General features: G+C 37.7%; 17 protein-coding genes. 16 read left to right on the top strand and 1 reads right to left on the bottom strand.

Features of this window, described 5'->3' with window-relative positions; all coding sequences use genetic code 11:
• The first annotated feature begins 89 nt into the window (after positions 1 to 89).
• Positions 90 to 671, top strand: a complete 582-nt coding sequence (locus M3189_RS19075) for a YdhK family protein (RefSeq protein WP_251636626.1) — start codon at positions 90 to 92, stop codon at positions 669 to 671.
• Positions 672 to 828: 157 nt separating this feature from the next.
• Here M3189_RS19075 and M3189_RS19080 read toward each other — a convergent pair whose 3' ends face one another.
• Complete coding sequence (locus M3189_RS19080; protein ID WP_251636628.1) at positions 829 to 1,086, bottom strand: hypothetical protein; 258 nt, start codon at positions 1,084 to 1,086, stop codon at positions 829 to 831.
• Between the two features lie 247 nt (positions 1,087 to 1,333).
• Between M3189_RS19080 and M3189_RS19085 the strand changes: the two genes are divergently transcribed.
• From M3189_RS19085 to M3189_RS19155, 15 genes are all read left to right on the top strand, one after another.
• Positions 1,334 to 1,828: a hypothetical protein gene (locus M3189_RS19085; protein WP_251636630.1), complete on the top strand. Its 495-nt coding sequence runs from the start codon at positions 1,334 to 1,336 to the stop codon at positions 1,826 to 1,828.
• A gap of 1 nt (position 1,829) precedes the next feature.
• Entirely contained in the window at positions 1,830 to 3,194 is a 1,365-nt protein-coding gene (locus M3189_RS19090; protein ID WP_251636632.1) for a 4Fe-4S binding protein, read from the top strand.
• A 692-nt stretch (positions 3,195 to 3,886) separates the two neighbouring features.
• A complete protein-coding gene (locus tag M3189_RS19095) occupies positions 3,887 to 4,255 on the top strand; it encodes a hypothetical protein (protein WP_251636634.1) in 369 nt (122 codons plus the stop codon).
• Between the two features lie 338 nt (positions 4,256 to 4,593).
• Positions 4,594 to 5,739: a YncE family protein gene (locus M3189_RS19100; RefSeq protein WP_251636636.1), complete on the top strand. Its 1,146-nt coding sequence runs from the start codon at positions 4,594 to 4,596 to the stop codon at positions 5,737 to 5,739.
• Positions 5,740 to 5,897: 158 nt separating this feature from the next.
• Entirely contained in the window at positions 5,898 to 6,434 is a 537-nt protein-coding gene (locus M3189_RS19105) for a CueP family metal-binding protein (protein WP_251636637.1), read from the top strand.
• A 439-nt stretch (positions 6,435 to 6,873) separates the two neighbouring features.
• Positions 6,874 to 7,233, top strand: a complete 360-nt coding sequence (locus tag M3189_RS19110; protein WP_285889744.1) for a hydrogenase maturation nickel metallochaperone HypA — start codon at positions 6,874 to 6,876, stop codon at positions 7,231 to 7,233.
• Positions 7,230 to 7,889, top strand: a complete 660-nt coding sequence (gene hypB / locus M3189_RS19115) for a hydrogenase nickel incorporation protein HypB (protein ID WP_251636642.1) — start codon at positions 7,230 to 7,232, stop codon at positions 7,887 to 7,889. Before M3189_RS19110 ends, hypB begins: the two co-directional genes overlap by 4 nt.
• Positions 7,841 to 10,159 (top strand): carbamoyltransferase HypF, encoded by a 2,319-nt coding sequence (hypF, locus tag M3189_RS19120; protein WP_353057453.1) that lies wholly within the window; start codon positions 7,841 to 7,843, stop codon positions 10,157 to 10,159. The genes hypB and hypF overlap by 49 nt, the downstream gene beginning before the upstream one ends.
• A 34-nt stretch (positions 10,160 to 10,193) precedes the next feature.
• On the top strand, positions 10,194 to 10,445 hold the full coding sequence (locus M3189_RS19125) for a HypC/HybG/HupF family hydrogenase formation chaperone (RefSeq protein ID WP_251636644.1): 252 nt from the start codon (positions 10,194 to 10,196) through the stop codon (positions 10,443 to 10,445).
• Positions 10,402 to 11,508, top strand: coding sequence for a hydrogenase formation protein HypD (hypD, locus tag M3189_RS19130; protein ID WP_251636646.1), 1,107 nt, complete (start codon positions 10,402 to 10,404; stop codon positions 11,506 to 11,508). The genes M3189_RS19125 and hypD overlap by 44 nt, the downstream gene beginning before the upstream one ends.
• 5 nt (positions 11,509 to 11,513) lie before the next feature.
• A complete protein-coding gene (gene hypE, locus M3189_RS19135) occupies positions 11,514 to 12,521 on the top strand; it encodes a hydrogenase expression/formation protein HypE (protein ID WP_435368108.1) in 1,008 nt (335 codons plus the stop codon).
• A 55-nt stretch (positions 12,522 to 12,576) separates the two neighbouring features.
• A complete protein-coding gene (locus M3189_RS19140) occupies positions 12,577 to 13,104 on the top strand; it encodes a cytochrome b5 domain-containing protein (protein ID WP_251636649.1) in 528 nt (175 codons plus the stop codon).
• Entirely contained in the window at positions 13,104 to 14,009 is a 906-nt protein-coding gene (locus M3189_RS19145) for a hydrogenase small subunit (RefSeq protein WP_251636651.1), read from the top strand. Before M3189_RS19140 ends, M3189_RS19145 begins: the two co-directional genes overlap by 1 nt.
• Entirely contained in the window at positions 14,002 to 15,408 is a 1,407-nt protein-coding gene (locus M3189_RS19150) for a nickel-dependent hydrogenase large subunit (protein ID WP_251636653.1), read from the top strand. The genes M3189_RS19145 and M3189_RS19150 overlap by 8 nt, the downstream gene beginning before the upstream one ends.
• The gene (locus tag M3189_RS19155; protein WP_251636655.1) at positions 15,408 to 15,866 is read left to right on the top strand and encodes a hydrogenase maturation protease; all 459 of its coding nucleotides are present in this window, start codon (positions 15,408 to 15,410) and stop codon (positions 15,864 to 15,866) included. The genes M3189_RS19150 and M3189_RS19155 overlap by 1 nt, the downstream gene beginning before the upstream one ends.
• Positions 15,867 to 15,875 lie beyond the last annotated feature (9 nt).

Below are 15,875 nucleotides of genomic sequence, written 5' to 3' on the forward strand. Positions count from 1 at the left end.
TAGAGGTTATCATCGATTTCCATATTTTCTGCACATTTTTGTGCTAATCTATAAAAGGTTTAAATAAAAGGTAAAGGAGTCGTTATTAGATGTTTAAAAAAAGATTAAAAAAGCCTGTTTTTCTATTATTGGCAGCTCTTATCCTTATTTTAGGAGCATGTTCAAACGCTAATGATGAAACCGGAGAAAAAAAGGATACTGAATCGAGTGAAAGCACACACAGTGCACACTCTAATATGAACCACTCAGGTTCAAGTGAAGTCCCTGAAGGCTTGAAGGTCGCTGAAAATCCTAAATATGAAGTAGGTACACAAGCAATTATTGAATCAGATCACATGGAAGGAATGAAAGGTGCTGAAGCAACCATTGTCGGTGCCTATGATACTACTGTCTATACTATCTCTTACACTCCAACAGATGGCGGGGAAAGAGTGGAAAATCATAAATGGGTAATTCACGAGGAAATTAAAGATGCTGGTGATGAACCATTTAAACCTGGATCAGAAGTCACAATAAATGCAGAGCATATGGAAGGAATGGACGGAGTGACAGCTGAAATTGATTCAGCAGAAGCAACGACAGTATATATGGTTGATTTTACTACCACAGATGGAGAAGAAGTTACAAATCATAAATGGGTAACAGAAAGTGAATTATCACCAACAAAATAATGATTGAACAATGTTAAGAGCTTATCCTGATAGGGGGATAAGCTCTTTTCACTTGATTATTAAGTCCCAAATGTATCCTCTTCAATTTCGTTTATTACATTCAGTAACCCTTTACTTGGTAAGCATACCGAGCCTTTTGGAAGAACTTTTTCAAATATTAAAACCGGTTCATCATATTTTCACTATTCATTCCTTCTAGGTTGTTTCCGTCCATCATCCCTCCATCTTTATGGCAAGCATTGTACATTTCTTGTAGATCCTCATTGGATGAATCTGGATGCATTTCTTGCATGAAAGGTAGCATTTTTTCAAAAGTTGTACCTTCCCCTGAGTTGTTTGTTCCTGCTGCAAATACAGCTGTTCCTGCTCCAAGAATTAAAGCGGAACTCAAAATTCCAATTGCCCATTTTTTCATACTTTTACAACTCCTTTCTTTTTATCACCTTTATCATATAGCAGAAATTTGTAGAATGTATGAAGATTCAAATGATAAATGTGAAAAAAGGTTGTTTATTACAAAAGTATGAACAAATAGTAAATATAAGCATCGTGACATATTATCTCCATTAAAAATGCATAAAAACTGCAAATATACCCATTAAATTATAGTTGTAATCAATAGAAATGTTTTATTAGTAATTAACTTTTTGGAGGTGGAAAAATTGAAAAAGGGTTTTATTTTTTTATTCGTAGTAGCATTTATTTTGTCCTTTAATCTTTCAGTATTGGCAGACGAAGGACATGACGAAAATGTAAAACAAGAGACTGATAGCGAACATAGTGTAAAAGCAGATACTCATTCTCAAGAAGCTGACTCCCATTCAGAAAAAGCAGAGGCCCATGATAAAGAGGCTGAAGCTCACCCTGAAGAGGCAGACGCTCATTCGGAAGCTGCCGATGCTCATTCTGATGCTGCAAATGCTCATTCTGAAGCAGCAGACGCACACGGTGAGGAGGAAGACTCTCACGATAAAGAAGCAGGTACCCATACTGAAGAGGAAGAAACTCATGGAGATGAAGCAGAAGCTGGTGATCATCATGGACCAGTAGTAGAAACTCCGCCAAACTATAAAGTGCTAGGGTCATATGGAGCAGTAAATCTATCATTTATCTTAATAGGTGTATGGAATAAATGGTTCAGAAGGAAGGGGAATTAATATGGCAATGCCTGAGAAAAACTTAAAACCAGAAAAGGAACCATTTGACCTCTTATCTATTCCGGTGGTTAAAAAGTTTGTCAAAAGTAAATGGTATCCAGGAATCTTTCAATGGATTGTTATCACGGTGTTTTCAATCATCGTTTTTGAGTTAGTAATGGGTACAGTTAACCCAAGTAAAAACTTTGGTACAACGATGACTTGGGTGTTATGGTGGCCAATAATCCCTATTCTGTTTCTAGTAGCCGGCCGGTTCTGGTGTGCGATTTGTCCCTTCGGTAAGTTAAGTGATATCATCCGTAAAACGATTGGTGCCAATCGCCCAATGCCTAAGTTTTTAAGGAAGTATGGAATTTGGCTAATTGATTTATTCTTTATTGCGATTACATATAGTGATCACGTATGGGGAATTGTAGAATCGCCGCGAGGATCTGGTTATTTACTTCTATTATTAGTAACAATGGTTGTAGCAACTTCTGTTTTTTATGAAAGAAGAACATTCTGCAAGACACTCTGTTTCCTTGGAGGGCTGGCAGGTAACTATGCACGGTCTGGAGCAGTAAAAGTACAGGCAACACCTGATATTTGTAAAACATGTAAGGTCCAATCATGCTATAAAGGAACGGAAAAAGTAGAAGGATGTCCAATGTTCCAATTTCCACGAACAATGGAGTCTAGTGCAGAATGTAATATTTGTGGAAACTGCGTTAAGAACTGTCCGAATGATTCCATTAAGATTACTACCAGGATTCCTACTAAAGAATTGTGGGGCTTAAAGAATCCAAAACTTGAGCATGCGTCCTTAGCTGCTGTTATCATGGGGATTGTGTTTGTACAAAACATTACGATGCTTGAACCATGGCAGGCTATTTTAAATGCGATTGGCACTGTTACTAGAACAGATAGCTATGTTGTCAACTTTACTGTAGCTTTTATCATTGCAATGGCCATTCCTATTCTTCTATTGTTAGGTACTGCAAAGATTGCATCATTTTTTGGAATGGAAGGTACAGTGAAAAAGAACTTTACCCGTTTTGGTTATGCAATTATTCCTTTAGATCTAGCAGGTCATTTAGGACATAATTTATTCCATATCTTTACTGAAGGAAAGGCTATCTGGTATAACTCTATTGGTTTGTTTGGAGTAAAATCAAATCCAACTAGCTTAAGTCTTGCATCCACTCCAACAGTACAAATGATTCAGTATATAATTATTTTAGTAGGTTTAGTTGGTACAACATATGTAGTATACAGAATGGGCAAAAAGGAATCATTCAAAGCGATGCTGCCATACTATGTCCTGATGTTTGCACTAGCAGTTGCGAATATTTATTTATTCTCACTTCCTATGAGTCACAGAGTTTAATAAAAGAAAATGTTTACTAGTGGACACCCAGGTAAGCTCTCGAGCTTGCCTGACCCACTTTGGTGTAATGGTAACTCTAAAATTAACGAAGCAGTCTAGCATTTAAAAGCTCATCAGAAAGAACTAATTCTGATGGGCTTTTTTTTACGATTGCTCAGTTTATTATTATGAATGTTTTGATGCCGGATAAAGATGGATGGGATACAATAAGAGAAATAAGAGAGTTTTCAAAGATTCCTCTTAATATTTATAATTTGAAAAAACATTGTTTGTCTACTTGTAGTGATTGATGTTTTATTGAGGCTCTTTCTAAAAGATTGTTGCTATTATTAATATTGAAAGCACAGAGTGGATTGAAGCGAAAGGTGCTTGACTCCTGCGGGATGTAGAGGAAAAGTCGAGACCCCACAGACGCGTAGCGTCGAGGAGGCTCGACTTCCTCCCCGCGGAAAGCAAGCACCTGTAGCGAAAAGGAACGGTCCATGTGTATAACATAAACAACATTCTATACGAAAAGAGCCTTTATTGAAAAGGTAAAAAGGCAGCAAAACAGGGTTTTTGTTGTCAAAATGTAATGATAACCATACAATAAATTAAAAGTTGGTCGAAGTAAATTTATTAGGTTAAAGGAAAATTGCATTAAATAGATTTATTTACAACGCGCCTTAAAATAATTTAACGAGGTGATATGCGTGTGTGCTCCAAATAATGCTATTGAACTACAAGCTTATGAAATGTACGAAAAGATAAAGAAAAGTTCTGTATACGATTTTATAAGGGTAGATTATTCTGGAGGTAGCGATCAAGGGTCTTATTCACAAGTTGATAACACGAGAAATGGATCAGCATTAATAACCAGAGTAGTCCTTGAAGATAAGGACGGAACTCTATATACTGTAGAACCTAATCCTAATGGGGTAAGGTTTGCAAAAGGCGAAATTACTTATAAAGAGTACAAAAAACTGCAAAAAAGGGAAACCGTAAATGGAATTGCTACTTTCTTTGGAATTCTTGTGTTTTTTGGCGGATTTATGTATTTCTTAATGACAGTTTTTACCTAACATAAAAGAGGTAAAAAAGAATGTCAACTAATCCAAGATTCAATTCGTTATAAATGGATCACATTGAGGTGTGGTCCTTTTTAATTAAAACCTAAATAAATAGGATTATTAATATAAATACCGTTTTTATTCTGTTGCCTCCACATAGTAAATCAAGTGTAAAGAATTTATGCAGAACACTAAGGCAAACTTTATTCATTTAAACAAATATTTTCTCCAATCTTTTTGTGCGAAAATATTATTGTTTCACAAAGTTGTCATATTTCAAGTCTAGTTCTTCAAAGTTTCTGCACATTTATTTACTATAGTTAACTTATTAAAGTTAAGGAGTGTATTAAATGAAAAAAATTATGATGTTTAGCCTCTTGTTCCTTGTAAGCATCTTTATAGCTGCCTGTGGGACTTCCTCGGACAATCAAACGAAAGGCACCACCACCGAACCCGAAAAGAGCTCTCAATCAGAAAAAGATAAATCAGAAAAAGAAAAGACTGCCTTCATCTATACAGCTGAACAGGGTGCTATCACCAAAGTAGATGCAACTAGCAACAAAACAATTAAAACCATAGAGGTTGAAGGTTCTGTTCATAATGTTCAAATATCTCCAGATGGAAAAACATTGGGTGCTACGGTTGTTCCTGGAACAGGAGGGCATGGAGAACAAGCGTGTAGCGAATGTAACCATGAAGAAGGACATGAAGAAGGGAATGGTGAAGGACATGGGGGCGATGAAGGAGAACATGGACAAACAAATGGCTTTGCTCTCTTCTTTGATGCTGAAACAGACCAATTAATTAAGAAAGTTGAAGTTGGGTCTCATCCAGCTCATATCGTGTTCACGGAAAATAAGAAATATGCATTGGTAACAAACAATGAAGACAATAACCTTTCCGTTATTGATTTAGTATCTTATAAAGTAATCCAAAGGATCTCAACAGGAAAAGGACCACATGGATTCCGAATCACAGCAGATAGCAAATCGGCTTACATTGCTAATATGGGTGAGAACACTGTAAGTGTAATTGATTTAGTGGGTATGAAAGAAAGTAAAAAAATTGTAGTGGGGAATACACCTGTTACAACTGGTGTTACGCCAAACGGAAAAACATTAATTGCCACTTTAAATGCTGAAAATTCATTAGCGATTATTGATTTGACCACAGATAAGGTTGAAAAGGTTCAAGTGGGTGAAGGTCCTGCACAAGTTTATATACAATCCGACGGAAAATATGCATTTGTTGCAAATCAAGGAACTCCTGATAAGCCATCAGATAGTGTCTCAAAAATTGAACTTAAAACCAAAGAAGTAGTTGCCACAATTAAGGTTGGAAAAGGTGCCCATGGAATTGTTACAAGTAATGATAATCAATTTGTTTATGTGACAAACATGTACGAAAATACTATGAGCGTCATTAATAACAATGATAATACAGTTATTGCAACTGTAAATGTAGGGATGGAACCGAATGGGATTTCTATAGAATAATTGAATATGTAAAAATTAGAGGCGATAAAGTCCTTGCAATAGTGGGCAGAATGTCATTACTTTAATATTTTGTGACAAAAGTAAGCCCCACATATTTGAAAAAAATAAAGATGGTATACTAGTTTTATAGACAGAAAGGAAAGGAAGTGAGACGTTTTATGAAGGCAAAAGTTTTCCTGCCAATCTTATTTATGGCAGCAGTATTAGTTGGTTGCGGACAAGCGGATTCCAATAATGAAGCTTCTTTAAATGAAAAAGAAGTTGTAAATATTAGAGAATTAGTAAGCAATTATAGTTCAAATAAAACAACAAATGATTCTGCATCCATTACTTCTCAAGAGTTAATTATTGAGAAAAGTGATGGGAAGGAGTCAGCTTATGACTTGTCTGGGGAAGACTTTTTCGTTTCTATTGCACCCTACATTAATAAAACTCACCCCTGAACGAATCATAGCTTGACAGGTTGTCAAGGTGAGTTGGTTGAAGAAGAATTCGATGTATTCATTGAAGATATGGATGGCAATGTAATTATGGATGAAAAAGTGAAATCCCAAACAAACGGATTTTTCGACTTATGGCTTCCTAGGGATAAAAAATTTCGAATAAAGATTGACCATGACGGTAAAGTATCAGAATCAGAAATTTCTACATTTGAGAATGACGGAACGTGCATTACAACTATGCAGTTAACTTAAAGGCACATATTTAAGTAACAAGAGCAAGTTCTGTTTTTGAAGCAAAAAGTTATAATATATCACGCAAAAAGGCACCGTAATTAACACGGTGTTTTTTTTGTGCTTGGCTGTTAATTCAATTTGATTATAAGGATAGGAGTTAGCATCAATTCCGCTACTCCTATCATAGTTAATTTTGTAAGCAAAGATAATTAAAGATGTAATAGTGAGTAGAGAGCCTTTCCTGAGTTGGGAGGCTCTTTTTTGAACTGATGGGAGGACTTTTTTATGTTATATAAACAAAAATATTCATGGTTGTGTTAATGGGTAACGCTGCAGAATTTCCTTTATTCCCATGTCCACTTATACTGACTAACTCATGAGCGGTATGTTAATAGGGTTCTTTTTAATAAAGCCAAGCATAAACATTTAAGAGAGATAATAAGAAGGTGTGTTAAGGATGCACGAGATGTCGCTTATGTCTGAAATTATTAAAATCGTTTCTGAAGATGCTAGATTACATGGTTTTAGCAAAGTAGATAGTATAGTTGTGATTGTCGGTGATTTATCTAATGTACTGCCTGATGCTTTAGAGTTAGCGTTTTTCCATTTTCGGAAACAAGGATTAGGCATGCTTGATGAAAATACGGAATTCGAAATTATACGTGAAGTGGCGAAAGCAAAATGTCAAACGTGTCTGTTTGAGTTTACCCCCGACTATAGAATGGCGCTATGTCCAAAGTGCATGCTGCCAAATTGTTTACTCGTTTCCGGTGAAACCTTTAGGGTTGAATCATACGAAGGAAGTGATGAACTGTGAAAATCAGGCTACAGGAAGATGTGTTAAAAGATCAAAACTTAGCTGCTGCATTCAATAGAGAAACATTTAAAAAAAACCATACTCTGGTCATTAACTTAATGAGCTCTCCAGGAGCGGGTAAAACGACTTTACTAGAAGAAACAATTAAAGCGTTAAGGAATGAGTTTCATATTGCTGTGATAGAAGGCGATTTAGCAACGGATTTGGATGCAGAAAGATTACGTTCACTAGGAGTCAAAACGGTTCAAATTAATACAGTAGGAGGATGTCACCTTGATGCAAGGATGATTGCGAAAACATTACCAGATTTTGAACTAGACACTATTGATATTCTCTTTATTGAGAATATTGGGAATTTGGTTTGTCCATCAGGTTATGATTTAGGACAAGATTATAAAGTGGTGGTTTTAAGTGTCCCTGAAGGAAATGATAAAATTCCGAAATATCCCGTCATGTTTAGACGTACCGATGTAACGGTCATTAATAAAATCGACCTCCTTCCTTATGTATCTTTCGATTTAGAAGAAGCGCAAATAAATTTAGAAGAAATTAACCCACAAGCGCAATTGAAAGCATTATCCGCCAAAACTGGTGAAGGGATGGAAGAATGGATCAATTGGATAAAGGATGCTTATCGTCAATGTACAAAGCCATAAAAGTAATCGTAAAAGGAAAGGTGCAGGGAGTTGGCTTTCGCCCCTTTATCTACTCTCTTTCAAAAAAACATCACATCAATGGAACGGTCCAAAATAATTTTGATGGTGTCACCATTTTGGCTGAAGGAAAGGATGGACAGTTAGAGAAAATGGTGGACGAAATCAAAAGGAATCCGCCTAAATTGGCGAAAGTTAGTGAGATTAACGTTCATCAAATTCCACTCTCCCATTATAAGGAATTTACGATTATTCCCAGCCGAAAAAACGGAGAGTCTATTCCCTGGATACCTAGTGATGCGGCAATTTGTGGGAATTGTTTAGACGAAATGAACGACCCATATAATCGACGTTTTCAATATCCATTCATTAATTGCACTCAATGCGGACCGCGCTATACGATTATCAATCGTCTTCCATATGATCGTTCAAATACGACAATGAAGGAATTTACTATGTGCCATGATTGCCAAGTGGAGTATGAAGATCCATCAAATCGGCGGCATCATGCTCAGCCTATTTGTTGTTCAGTTTGCGGACCTACTGTTATGCTCTATAATCAATGTGGGAAATCTTTGGCTGAAAACCAATCAGCCATCATCCAAACGATTGATTTTATCAAACAAGGAAAGATTGTTGCGATAAAAGGAATAGGTGGCTTCCATTTAGCTTGTGATGCTTATCAAGAGAAGACGGTTGACCAATTAAGAAATAGAAAGAAACGACCACAGAAACCGTTGGCTATTATGGTCAAGTCTTTAGAGGTGGTAAGAAACCTTTGTTATATTTCCAGCCTAGAAGAAGATTTCCTGACAAGCCCCGAAATGCCGATTGTTATTTTAAAAAGAAAAAGAAATGGAGGATTACCACCAAATATTTCTCCAGGTTTATCGACTATTGGAGTGATGCTGCCGTATACTCCTTTACATCATCTTTTGTTTGGAAATAAACAGTTGGAATGCATCGTAATGACGAGTGCGAATCCTTCCGGTCTGCCCATTTTATATCGTGAAGATCATTTAGAATACTTACAAAACATATGTGATTATTTCTTAACGCATAACCGTAAAATCGATTTTCCCATTGATGATTCAGTTGTTCAATGTGATGGAGAAAATACGATATTTGTACGGCGTGCTAGAGGATTTGTTCCAGAGCCGCTCAAAACAACATCCAATGTGGATCATATTATTGCATTAGGAGGAAACCAAAAGAATACATTCTCCGTTGGAAAACAGAATAACATTGTCATCAGTCCTCATATAGGTGATTTAGAAAATGAAGAAATGATTGCCTCCTTTGAAGAACACCTCCATCATTATAAAGCATTTCTAGGGGTTAAAGAGGTGAATGTGGCTGTCGACAAGCACCCATTATACGCATCTACTTCTATTGCAAACAAACTCAATCGTAACATCATATCCATTCAACACCATCATGCACACCATGTATCTTGTATGGAAGATAACGGTCTTAACGAATCTTGTTTAGGAATTATATTAGATGGTACAGGATATGGAGAGGACGGAAATATTTGGGGGTTTGAATTTCTATATGGAGATGCAAAATCTTTTGAACGTCTGGCTCACCTGAAATACACTCCTCTTCCAGGTGGAGAAAAAGCCGTGAAAGAACCGTGGAGAAATGCAGTGGGGATGCTGCTTTTTTACTGGCCTCAAGAGGGAAAAGAATTTTGTATGAAACTTTTTCCTGACAGAGTAAAAGAAATAAACATGATGGAGCAAATGATCGTCCATCAGTTGAATACGCCTATGGCTGGAACATGCGGACGCTTATTTGATGCCATTAGTGCCATTCTCGGGATTTGTTCGATTTCAACGTATGAAGGAGAGGCAGCGGTCAAATTATCTGATTATATGAATAAAACCGTACTGGAAAGTACAGATGAGAGGTATTCATTTCATATAAAAACAAATACTCCTAACCTACTAGAACTTGACGTATCTCCAATGATTTATCAAATTATTCAGGAAAAACTTCAACAACAATCCGTTACTGAAATCATACAGAAATTTCAAACTACATTGGTGTCTTGCTGTATACAGATGGTTTTAAAACTATTGAGGAACAGACCGGAATTAAATAGAACAGTCGTACTATCAGGAGGATCTTTTCAAAATGTTTTTCTAGCCAGTGAGATTCGGAAAGGTCTTCAAAAAGAAGGCTTTACCGTTTATACGCATAGAAATGTCCCATGTAACGATGGAGGCTTGTCATTAGGTCAAATCATCATTGCTGCTCATCAGTTATAAGGATGATAAAAGAAAATGAAGGTGGTGAATTGATTTGTGCTTAGGCGTGCCAGCTAAAGTCATTGAAATAGAAGGGCAAAGAGCTCTAGTAGATGTGATGGGTTCGAGGATGTATGTTGGGACCTTTTTTGTTCCAGAGGTCAAGATTGATGATTATGTTTTACTCCATGCCGGGCAGGCCATGACCGTAGTAAATGAGGAATATGCCAAAGAGAGTATAGAAGAATGGAGGAATGTGTTAGATGGCAAACATGGACCTTTTTTCAGAACCGACCTTAACTCGTGATTCAGTTGAAGCGGTTATCGATTTAGCGAAGCGATTTAAAGAAGAAAAAGGCAGAATTCCAGTTTTCATGGAGGTATGTGGTTCACATACGATGGCATTGGCCAAAACAGGAATAAAAACGAGATTGAAAGATTATGTTCAGCTGATTGCCGGACCGGGGTGTCCTGTATGTGTCACAGATCAAAAGTCGATTGATGCGATGATTCAATTATCAGAAGAACCTAACACCATTCTTTGTACATTTGGCGATATGATGCGTGTTCCTGGTTCTAAATCTACCTTAATGAAAGCGAAAACAGGCGGAAAGGATATCAGAGTGGTATACTCGCCGTTGGACAGTGTGAAAATAGCAGAAAAAAACCCCGATAAGGAAGTCATTTTTTTAGGAATAGGATTTGAAACAACAATTCCGATTCTCGCTCTTGCGGTTCGCGAAGCCTCAAGTAAGGAGTTAAAAAACTATTCAATATGGATGACAACAAAATTGGTGGAACCTGTCTTAAGAGCACTTCTTAGTTCAGGAGAAGTAAAACTTGATGGATTCCTTTTGCCTGGTCATGTTTCCGTGGTTTTAGGAAAACAGAATTATCGATATTTGGCTGAAGAATTTAATATTTCCGGTGCCATTACAGGTTTTGAACCCGTTCAATTACTCAGTGGGATTTATAAGCTGATACATCTTCAGCTGGAAAAAAAGGTTGAAATCATCAATGATTATACATATGTTGTAAGTGATAAGGGAAATGTAGTTGCTCAAAGTTTAATAGAAGAATATTTAGAAGCGGATGACGAGGCATGGAGAGGTATAGGTACCATTCCTAAAAGTGGGTTAGTGCTGAAAGAAGAATATTCGCAGCATGATGCAAAAAAGAAGTTTAACATTTCTATAGGGGAGCCGAGAGTAACCAAATGCCGCTGTGGTGAAATCGTTCGAGGATTAATTACACCAGAAGAGTGTGTGTTGTTCAATAAGGGCTGTACTCCCGCTCATCCTATTGGCCCTTGTATGGTATCAACAGAAGGCACCTGTTCGGCACATTATCAATTCATGAGGGGGGAGTAACCTTGGTGCAGCGAATTAGTCTAGCTCATGGAGAAGGTGGAGAATTAACACACCAACTCATACAAGATATCTTTATTCAATCATTTGGACATTCAGAGCAAACAAAGTTAGATTCCGCCGTTCTTACCATTCCTTCACAAACTATTGCAGTAACAACAGATAGCTATGTGGTAAAACCTATTTTCTTTCCAGGTGGAAATATAGGGAAGCTGGCGATAACAGGAACAGTGAACGATTTAGCTGTAAGTGGTGCTATTCCTCACGTGATAACTGCTGGATTTATTATTGAGGAAGGATTTCCAATAAATAGTCTAAAAGAGATTGTAAACACAATGGCAGGGGAAGCAGAAAGAGCCGGGGTGAGAATCATTGCCGGTGATACAAAAGTGGTCGAAAAGGGGAGTGTGGATGGCTTATTTATTAATACGACTGGGATTGGTGTAATGCAAGAACAGCATCGATTGAAACCTGAAATAGTTCAAGAAGGAGATTCCGTAATCATCAGCGGAACAATAGGAGATCATGGAGTCGCTATTTTGAGTGCACGGAACGAGCTTGGGTTGTTGACAGATGTTAGGAGTGATTGTGCATCATTAAACCTCCTGATTCATGAACTATTAGAGGAAATCAAAGGAATTCGAATCATGCGGGATCCGACAAGGGGAGGGTTAGCCACAACGCTAGTAGAACTATGTGAAGACTTTCGTTTTACAGTTGAAATGGATGAAGCTTCTATTCCAGTGCGAAAGGAAGTTCAAGGTGCCTGTGATATTTTAGGTTATGATCCTATATATCTAGCAAATGAAGGGAAAGTAGTTATCATTGTTGACTCAAATGAAGAACAAAAGGTGCTTGCTATCTTGAAGAATTATGAGATGGGAAAGAATGCAAGTGTGATTGGTCAAATTACTTCCTGTCATGTTCAAACCGGGAAACTGCTTATAAAAACAACTGTGGGTACAACAAGAAGACTTAATCGCCTATCTGGTCAGCTTTTGCCCAGAATTTGTTAATTATATTGATATGTAAGCATAGGATAGGGGGAAAAGGCCAAAAGGGGAGAACATCATGCAAAACATCGAGATGATTAGCATGCAAATAAATTATCTTGTTACACAAGCACGTCATGATATCTATACGTTATCTACATTGAGTGATACTTCCATGAAACCACAAATTCTTCAACGGTTATGGGATGCACTATCAACGATTCATTTTCTTAGTGAATGGCTGGCTAATCAAGCGAAGACTAGTTATCATTTTTTACCTTCACAACCATCTATTCCAGTTCCTTCAGGGAATTTAAATCAGTCACAAATTCCTCCCATTACTCCTTTACCTACTCCACCTATATCACAGTCTAATCAACGAACGTTTACAATTGGAGAATTAGCTACATTTACTGGGAAAAATGGGAGACCTGCTTATGTTGCGGTCAATGGCATTGTCTATGATGTGACTAACAACAGGGCTTGGGCTGCGGCTACCCACTTTGGCTTACTTGCAGGCAAAGATTATACGCAGGAATTTGCTTCTTGTCATGCTGGTCAACAATCGATCTTAGCTACACTACCCGTTGTAGGGAGGTTGGTTTAATGGAAGGACAAATTTTGCCGCCAGAGTCTTTAACAAATGAAGCCATTGCAGAGAGGTTAACAAGTACGGCACTGAAGAGCCTCAAAAAGAGGACTATCAAGAAAAAAAACCTTATTTACTTAGAATTAAATGGTTGTTCCGGTAATATCATTTCCTTGTTGAATGGGCAGAATCCCGACTTTGAGTACACGCTAAATTCAATGGTTGATCTTAAGTTTTGCAATAGTTTAATGGCTGCTGAAGGAGAGCCGGCGATCGAGAAACTAATGAAAGCGATGGACGACGAGTATATTTTAGCAGTTGAAGGAGCTGTCGCGTTAAAAAACAATGGTTTATACAATATTATTGGGAGCTGGCAAGGTAAGCCTCTGACAGGACTTCAAGCAGCAAAGATGCTAGGGGAAAAGGCTTCGCATATTTTAGCTGTGGGGGCTTGTGCCACACATGGCGGGGTGTCAGCAGCAAAACCAAATCCATCCCAATCTGTGGGGCTGCAAATGGTCCTGCCTGATAAAAAAATGATCAAACTTCCCGGATGTCCTGTTCATCCAGACTGGTTTTTAGGGACATTAGCGCATCTCTTATTATATGGGGAGCCGGAAACAGATAACCTAGACCGGCCTTTAATGTTTTACAGCACGCTTATTCATGACCGTTGTCCAAGAAGGCCATTTTTTGACAGAGGGATTTTTGCTGAAAAATTAGGGGATAAAACATGTTTGTTTAAGCTTGGATGCCGAGGCCCTGTGACGAGAGTGGATTGTCCAACAAGGCAATGGAATGGTCATGTGAATTGGCCGATTGGAGATAATACACCATGCATTGGCTGTGCTCAGTTTGGTTTTCCAGATGCCATGGCGCCGTTCATTAGCTATGACACAACAAGGGTGGTGAAGAATGAGTAAGAGAATCGTGATTAATCCTTTGACACGTATTAGCGGTTTTATGGAAATTGATGTGATGATTGACCAGAATCAAGTCGTTGATGTTAAAACAAAAGGAAATTTATTTCGTGGCTTTGAGCAAATGTTAGTAGGCAGAAGTCCCTTCGATGCCGTTTATTTTACTCAGCGAATATGCGGCATTTGCTCTGCAGCCCACTCAATGGCTTCCTCCCGTGCTTTAGAAGATGCATTAAACATTGAACCAATGGAACAAGGAAAATATTTACGAGACATCATCCATTGTTGTGAGTTTTTACAAAATCATATCCGCCATTTTTATCAATATACTGTTCCTGACTATGTAAAGATTGAACAAAACTCTCTTTTCCAGGCCGACCATGACGATTTTCGATTACCGAAAAGCATTAATGACCGGATTTCACAGCATTACTTTGACTCCCTTAAGTACAGTCGTCTAGCTCATGAAATGTTAGCCGTTTTAGGCGGTAAAGCCCCACATAATCATGGGGTTTTTATTGGAGGGATCACAACACAGGCAACAGCCGAGAAAGTCGTTCATATCGATTCTATTTTAGGGAAAATTGCAAGATTTATTGATGAAAAAATGATTCCAGATGTATATGACATTGCGCGCTTCTATGCAGACTATTTTCGCTTAGGCGGAGGGTATGGCAACCTTTTAACCTACGGTGCCTTTAACCATTATAAGGAGTTAGGCACACTATATGTGGATCCGCTTGTATCCACACTGGAATCTGTTGAAGCATTTGATGAAAGTAATATTCAAGAAAAAATAGATTACTCCTATTACAAATCAATAACGAACAGCAATCAACCAAATGAAGAAGTGACAGAGCCGGATATGGACAAAGAAAAAGCCTATTCCTGGGTGAAGGCACCAAGATATAAGGGTCTCCCTTTTGAGGTCGGACCGCTGGCCAGATTAATATTAAGTGGAACGTATAACAATGGAATCTCCGCTATGGATCGAACGATTGCCAGAGCACTAGAAGCAAAGAAAATCTCAGAAGTTATGAAAATATTACTTCAGCAAATAATTCCAGGAGTAGATGTGCAAAAAAAATATGAACTTCCAGAATTGGCAACTGGAAGGGGGTTAGTAGATACAACGAGAGGAGCACTAGGCCATTGGTTAAAGATTCAAGATAAGAAAATCTCCTTCTATCAAATCATCACTCCTTCCACATGGGATTTTTCAACGAGGGATGATAATGGTTTTAGAGGTACGGCTGAAGAAGCCTTGGTCGGTACACCTATTCAGAATCCAGATAAACCTGCGGAAATTGGCAGAATTCTTCGTTCCTTTGATCCGTGTATGTCATGTGCGACTCATGTATATAGTCCAGGAAAACAAGTAAAAACGATAAAGGTGTTTTAATGGAAAAAATAATCGTCTTAGGTATTGGCAATATATTAATGATGGATGATGGAATTGGAATTGATCTAATTGAGCAACTATCCAAGCTGAATCGTACACCTCATGTATCTTTTTTGATTGGAGAATCAGATATTGATTACTGCATGGATCAAATAATGAACGCTACATTTGTAATCATTGTGGATGCTGTATTATCCGGAAACGAACCAGGGGAGCTGACCGTTTTTCCACTTGCCCATTTACATGAATATCAAACTTTAGACATCTCAGCGCATAACTTTCACTTGTTTCAATCATTGTATCAACAGAAAGAATCAATAAAGGGGTATCTCATAGGAGTGGAACCTTATGAGATTAGGTTCCATATTGGATTAAGCGAAACTTTAAGAGAAAAATGGAAAACGATAGTACAGGATGTATCACAAACCATTGATAAGTTGATTGCTAAGATTAATTGAGTGTGATGT

Source organism: Neobacillus niacini, from assembly GCF_023715415.1.
Classification (GTDB): Bacteria; Bacillota; Bacilli; order Bacillales; family Cytobacillaceae; genus Neobacillus; species Neobacillus niacini_C.

Excerpts from the sequence above, each read along its gene's own strand:
- M3189_RS19075 (WP_251636626.1), top strand. The coding sequence starts at position 90 with ATGTTTAAAAAAAGATTAAAAAAGCCTGTTTTTCTATTATTGGCAGCT.
- M3189_RS19080 (WP_251636628.1), bottom strand. The coding sequence starts at position 1,086 with ATGAAAAAATGGGCAATTGGAATTTTGAGTTCCGCTTTAATTCTTGGA.
- M3189_RS19090 (WP_251636632.1), top strand. The coding sequence starts at position 1,830 with ATGGCAATGCCTGAGAAAAACTTAAAACCAGAAAAGGAACCATTTGAC.
- M3189_RS19100 (WP_251636636.1), top strand. The coding sequence starts at position 4,594 with ATGAAAAAAATTATGATGTTTAGCCTCTTGTTCCTTGTAAGCATCTTT.
- M3189_RS19110 (WP_285889744.1), top strand. The coding sequence starts at position 6,874 with ATGCACGAGATGTCGCTTATGTCTGAAATTATTAAAATCGTTTCTGAA.
- hypF (WP_353057453.1), top strand. The coding sequence starts at position 7,841 with ATGGATCAATTGGATAAAGGATGCTTATCGTCAATGTACAAAGCCATA.
- hypD (WP_251636646.1), top strand. The coding sequence starts at position 10,402 with ATGGCAAACATGGACCTTTTTTCAGAACCGACCTTAACTCGTGATTCA.
- M3189_RS19140 (WP_251636649.1), top strand. The coding sequence starts at position 12,577 with ATGCAAAACATCGAGATGATTAGCATGCAAATAAATTATCTTGTTACA.
- M3189_RS19145 (WP_251636651.1), top strand. The coding sequence starts at position 13,104 with ATGGAAGGACAAATTTTGCCGCCAGAGTCTTTAACAAATGAAGCCATT.
- M3189_RS19150 (WP_251636653.1), top strand. The coding sequence starts at position 14,002 with ATGAGTAAGAGAATCGTGATTAATCCTTTGACACGTATTAGCGGTTTT.
- M3189_RS19155 (WP_251636655.1), top strand. The coding sequence starts at position 15,408 with ATGGAAAAAATAATCGTCTTAGGTATTGGCAATATATTAATGATGGAT.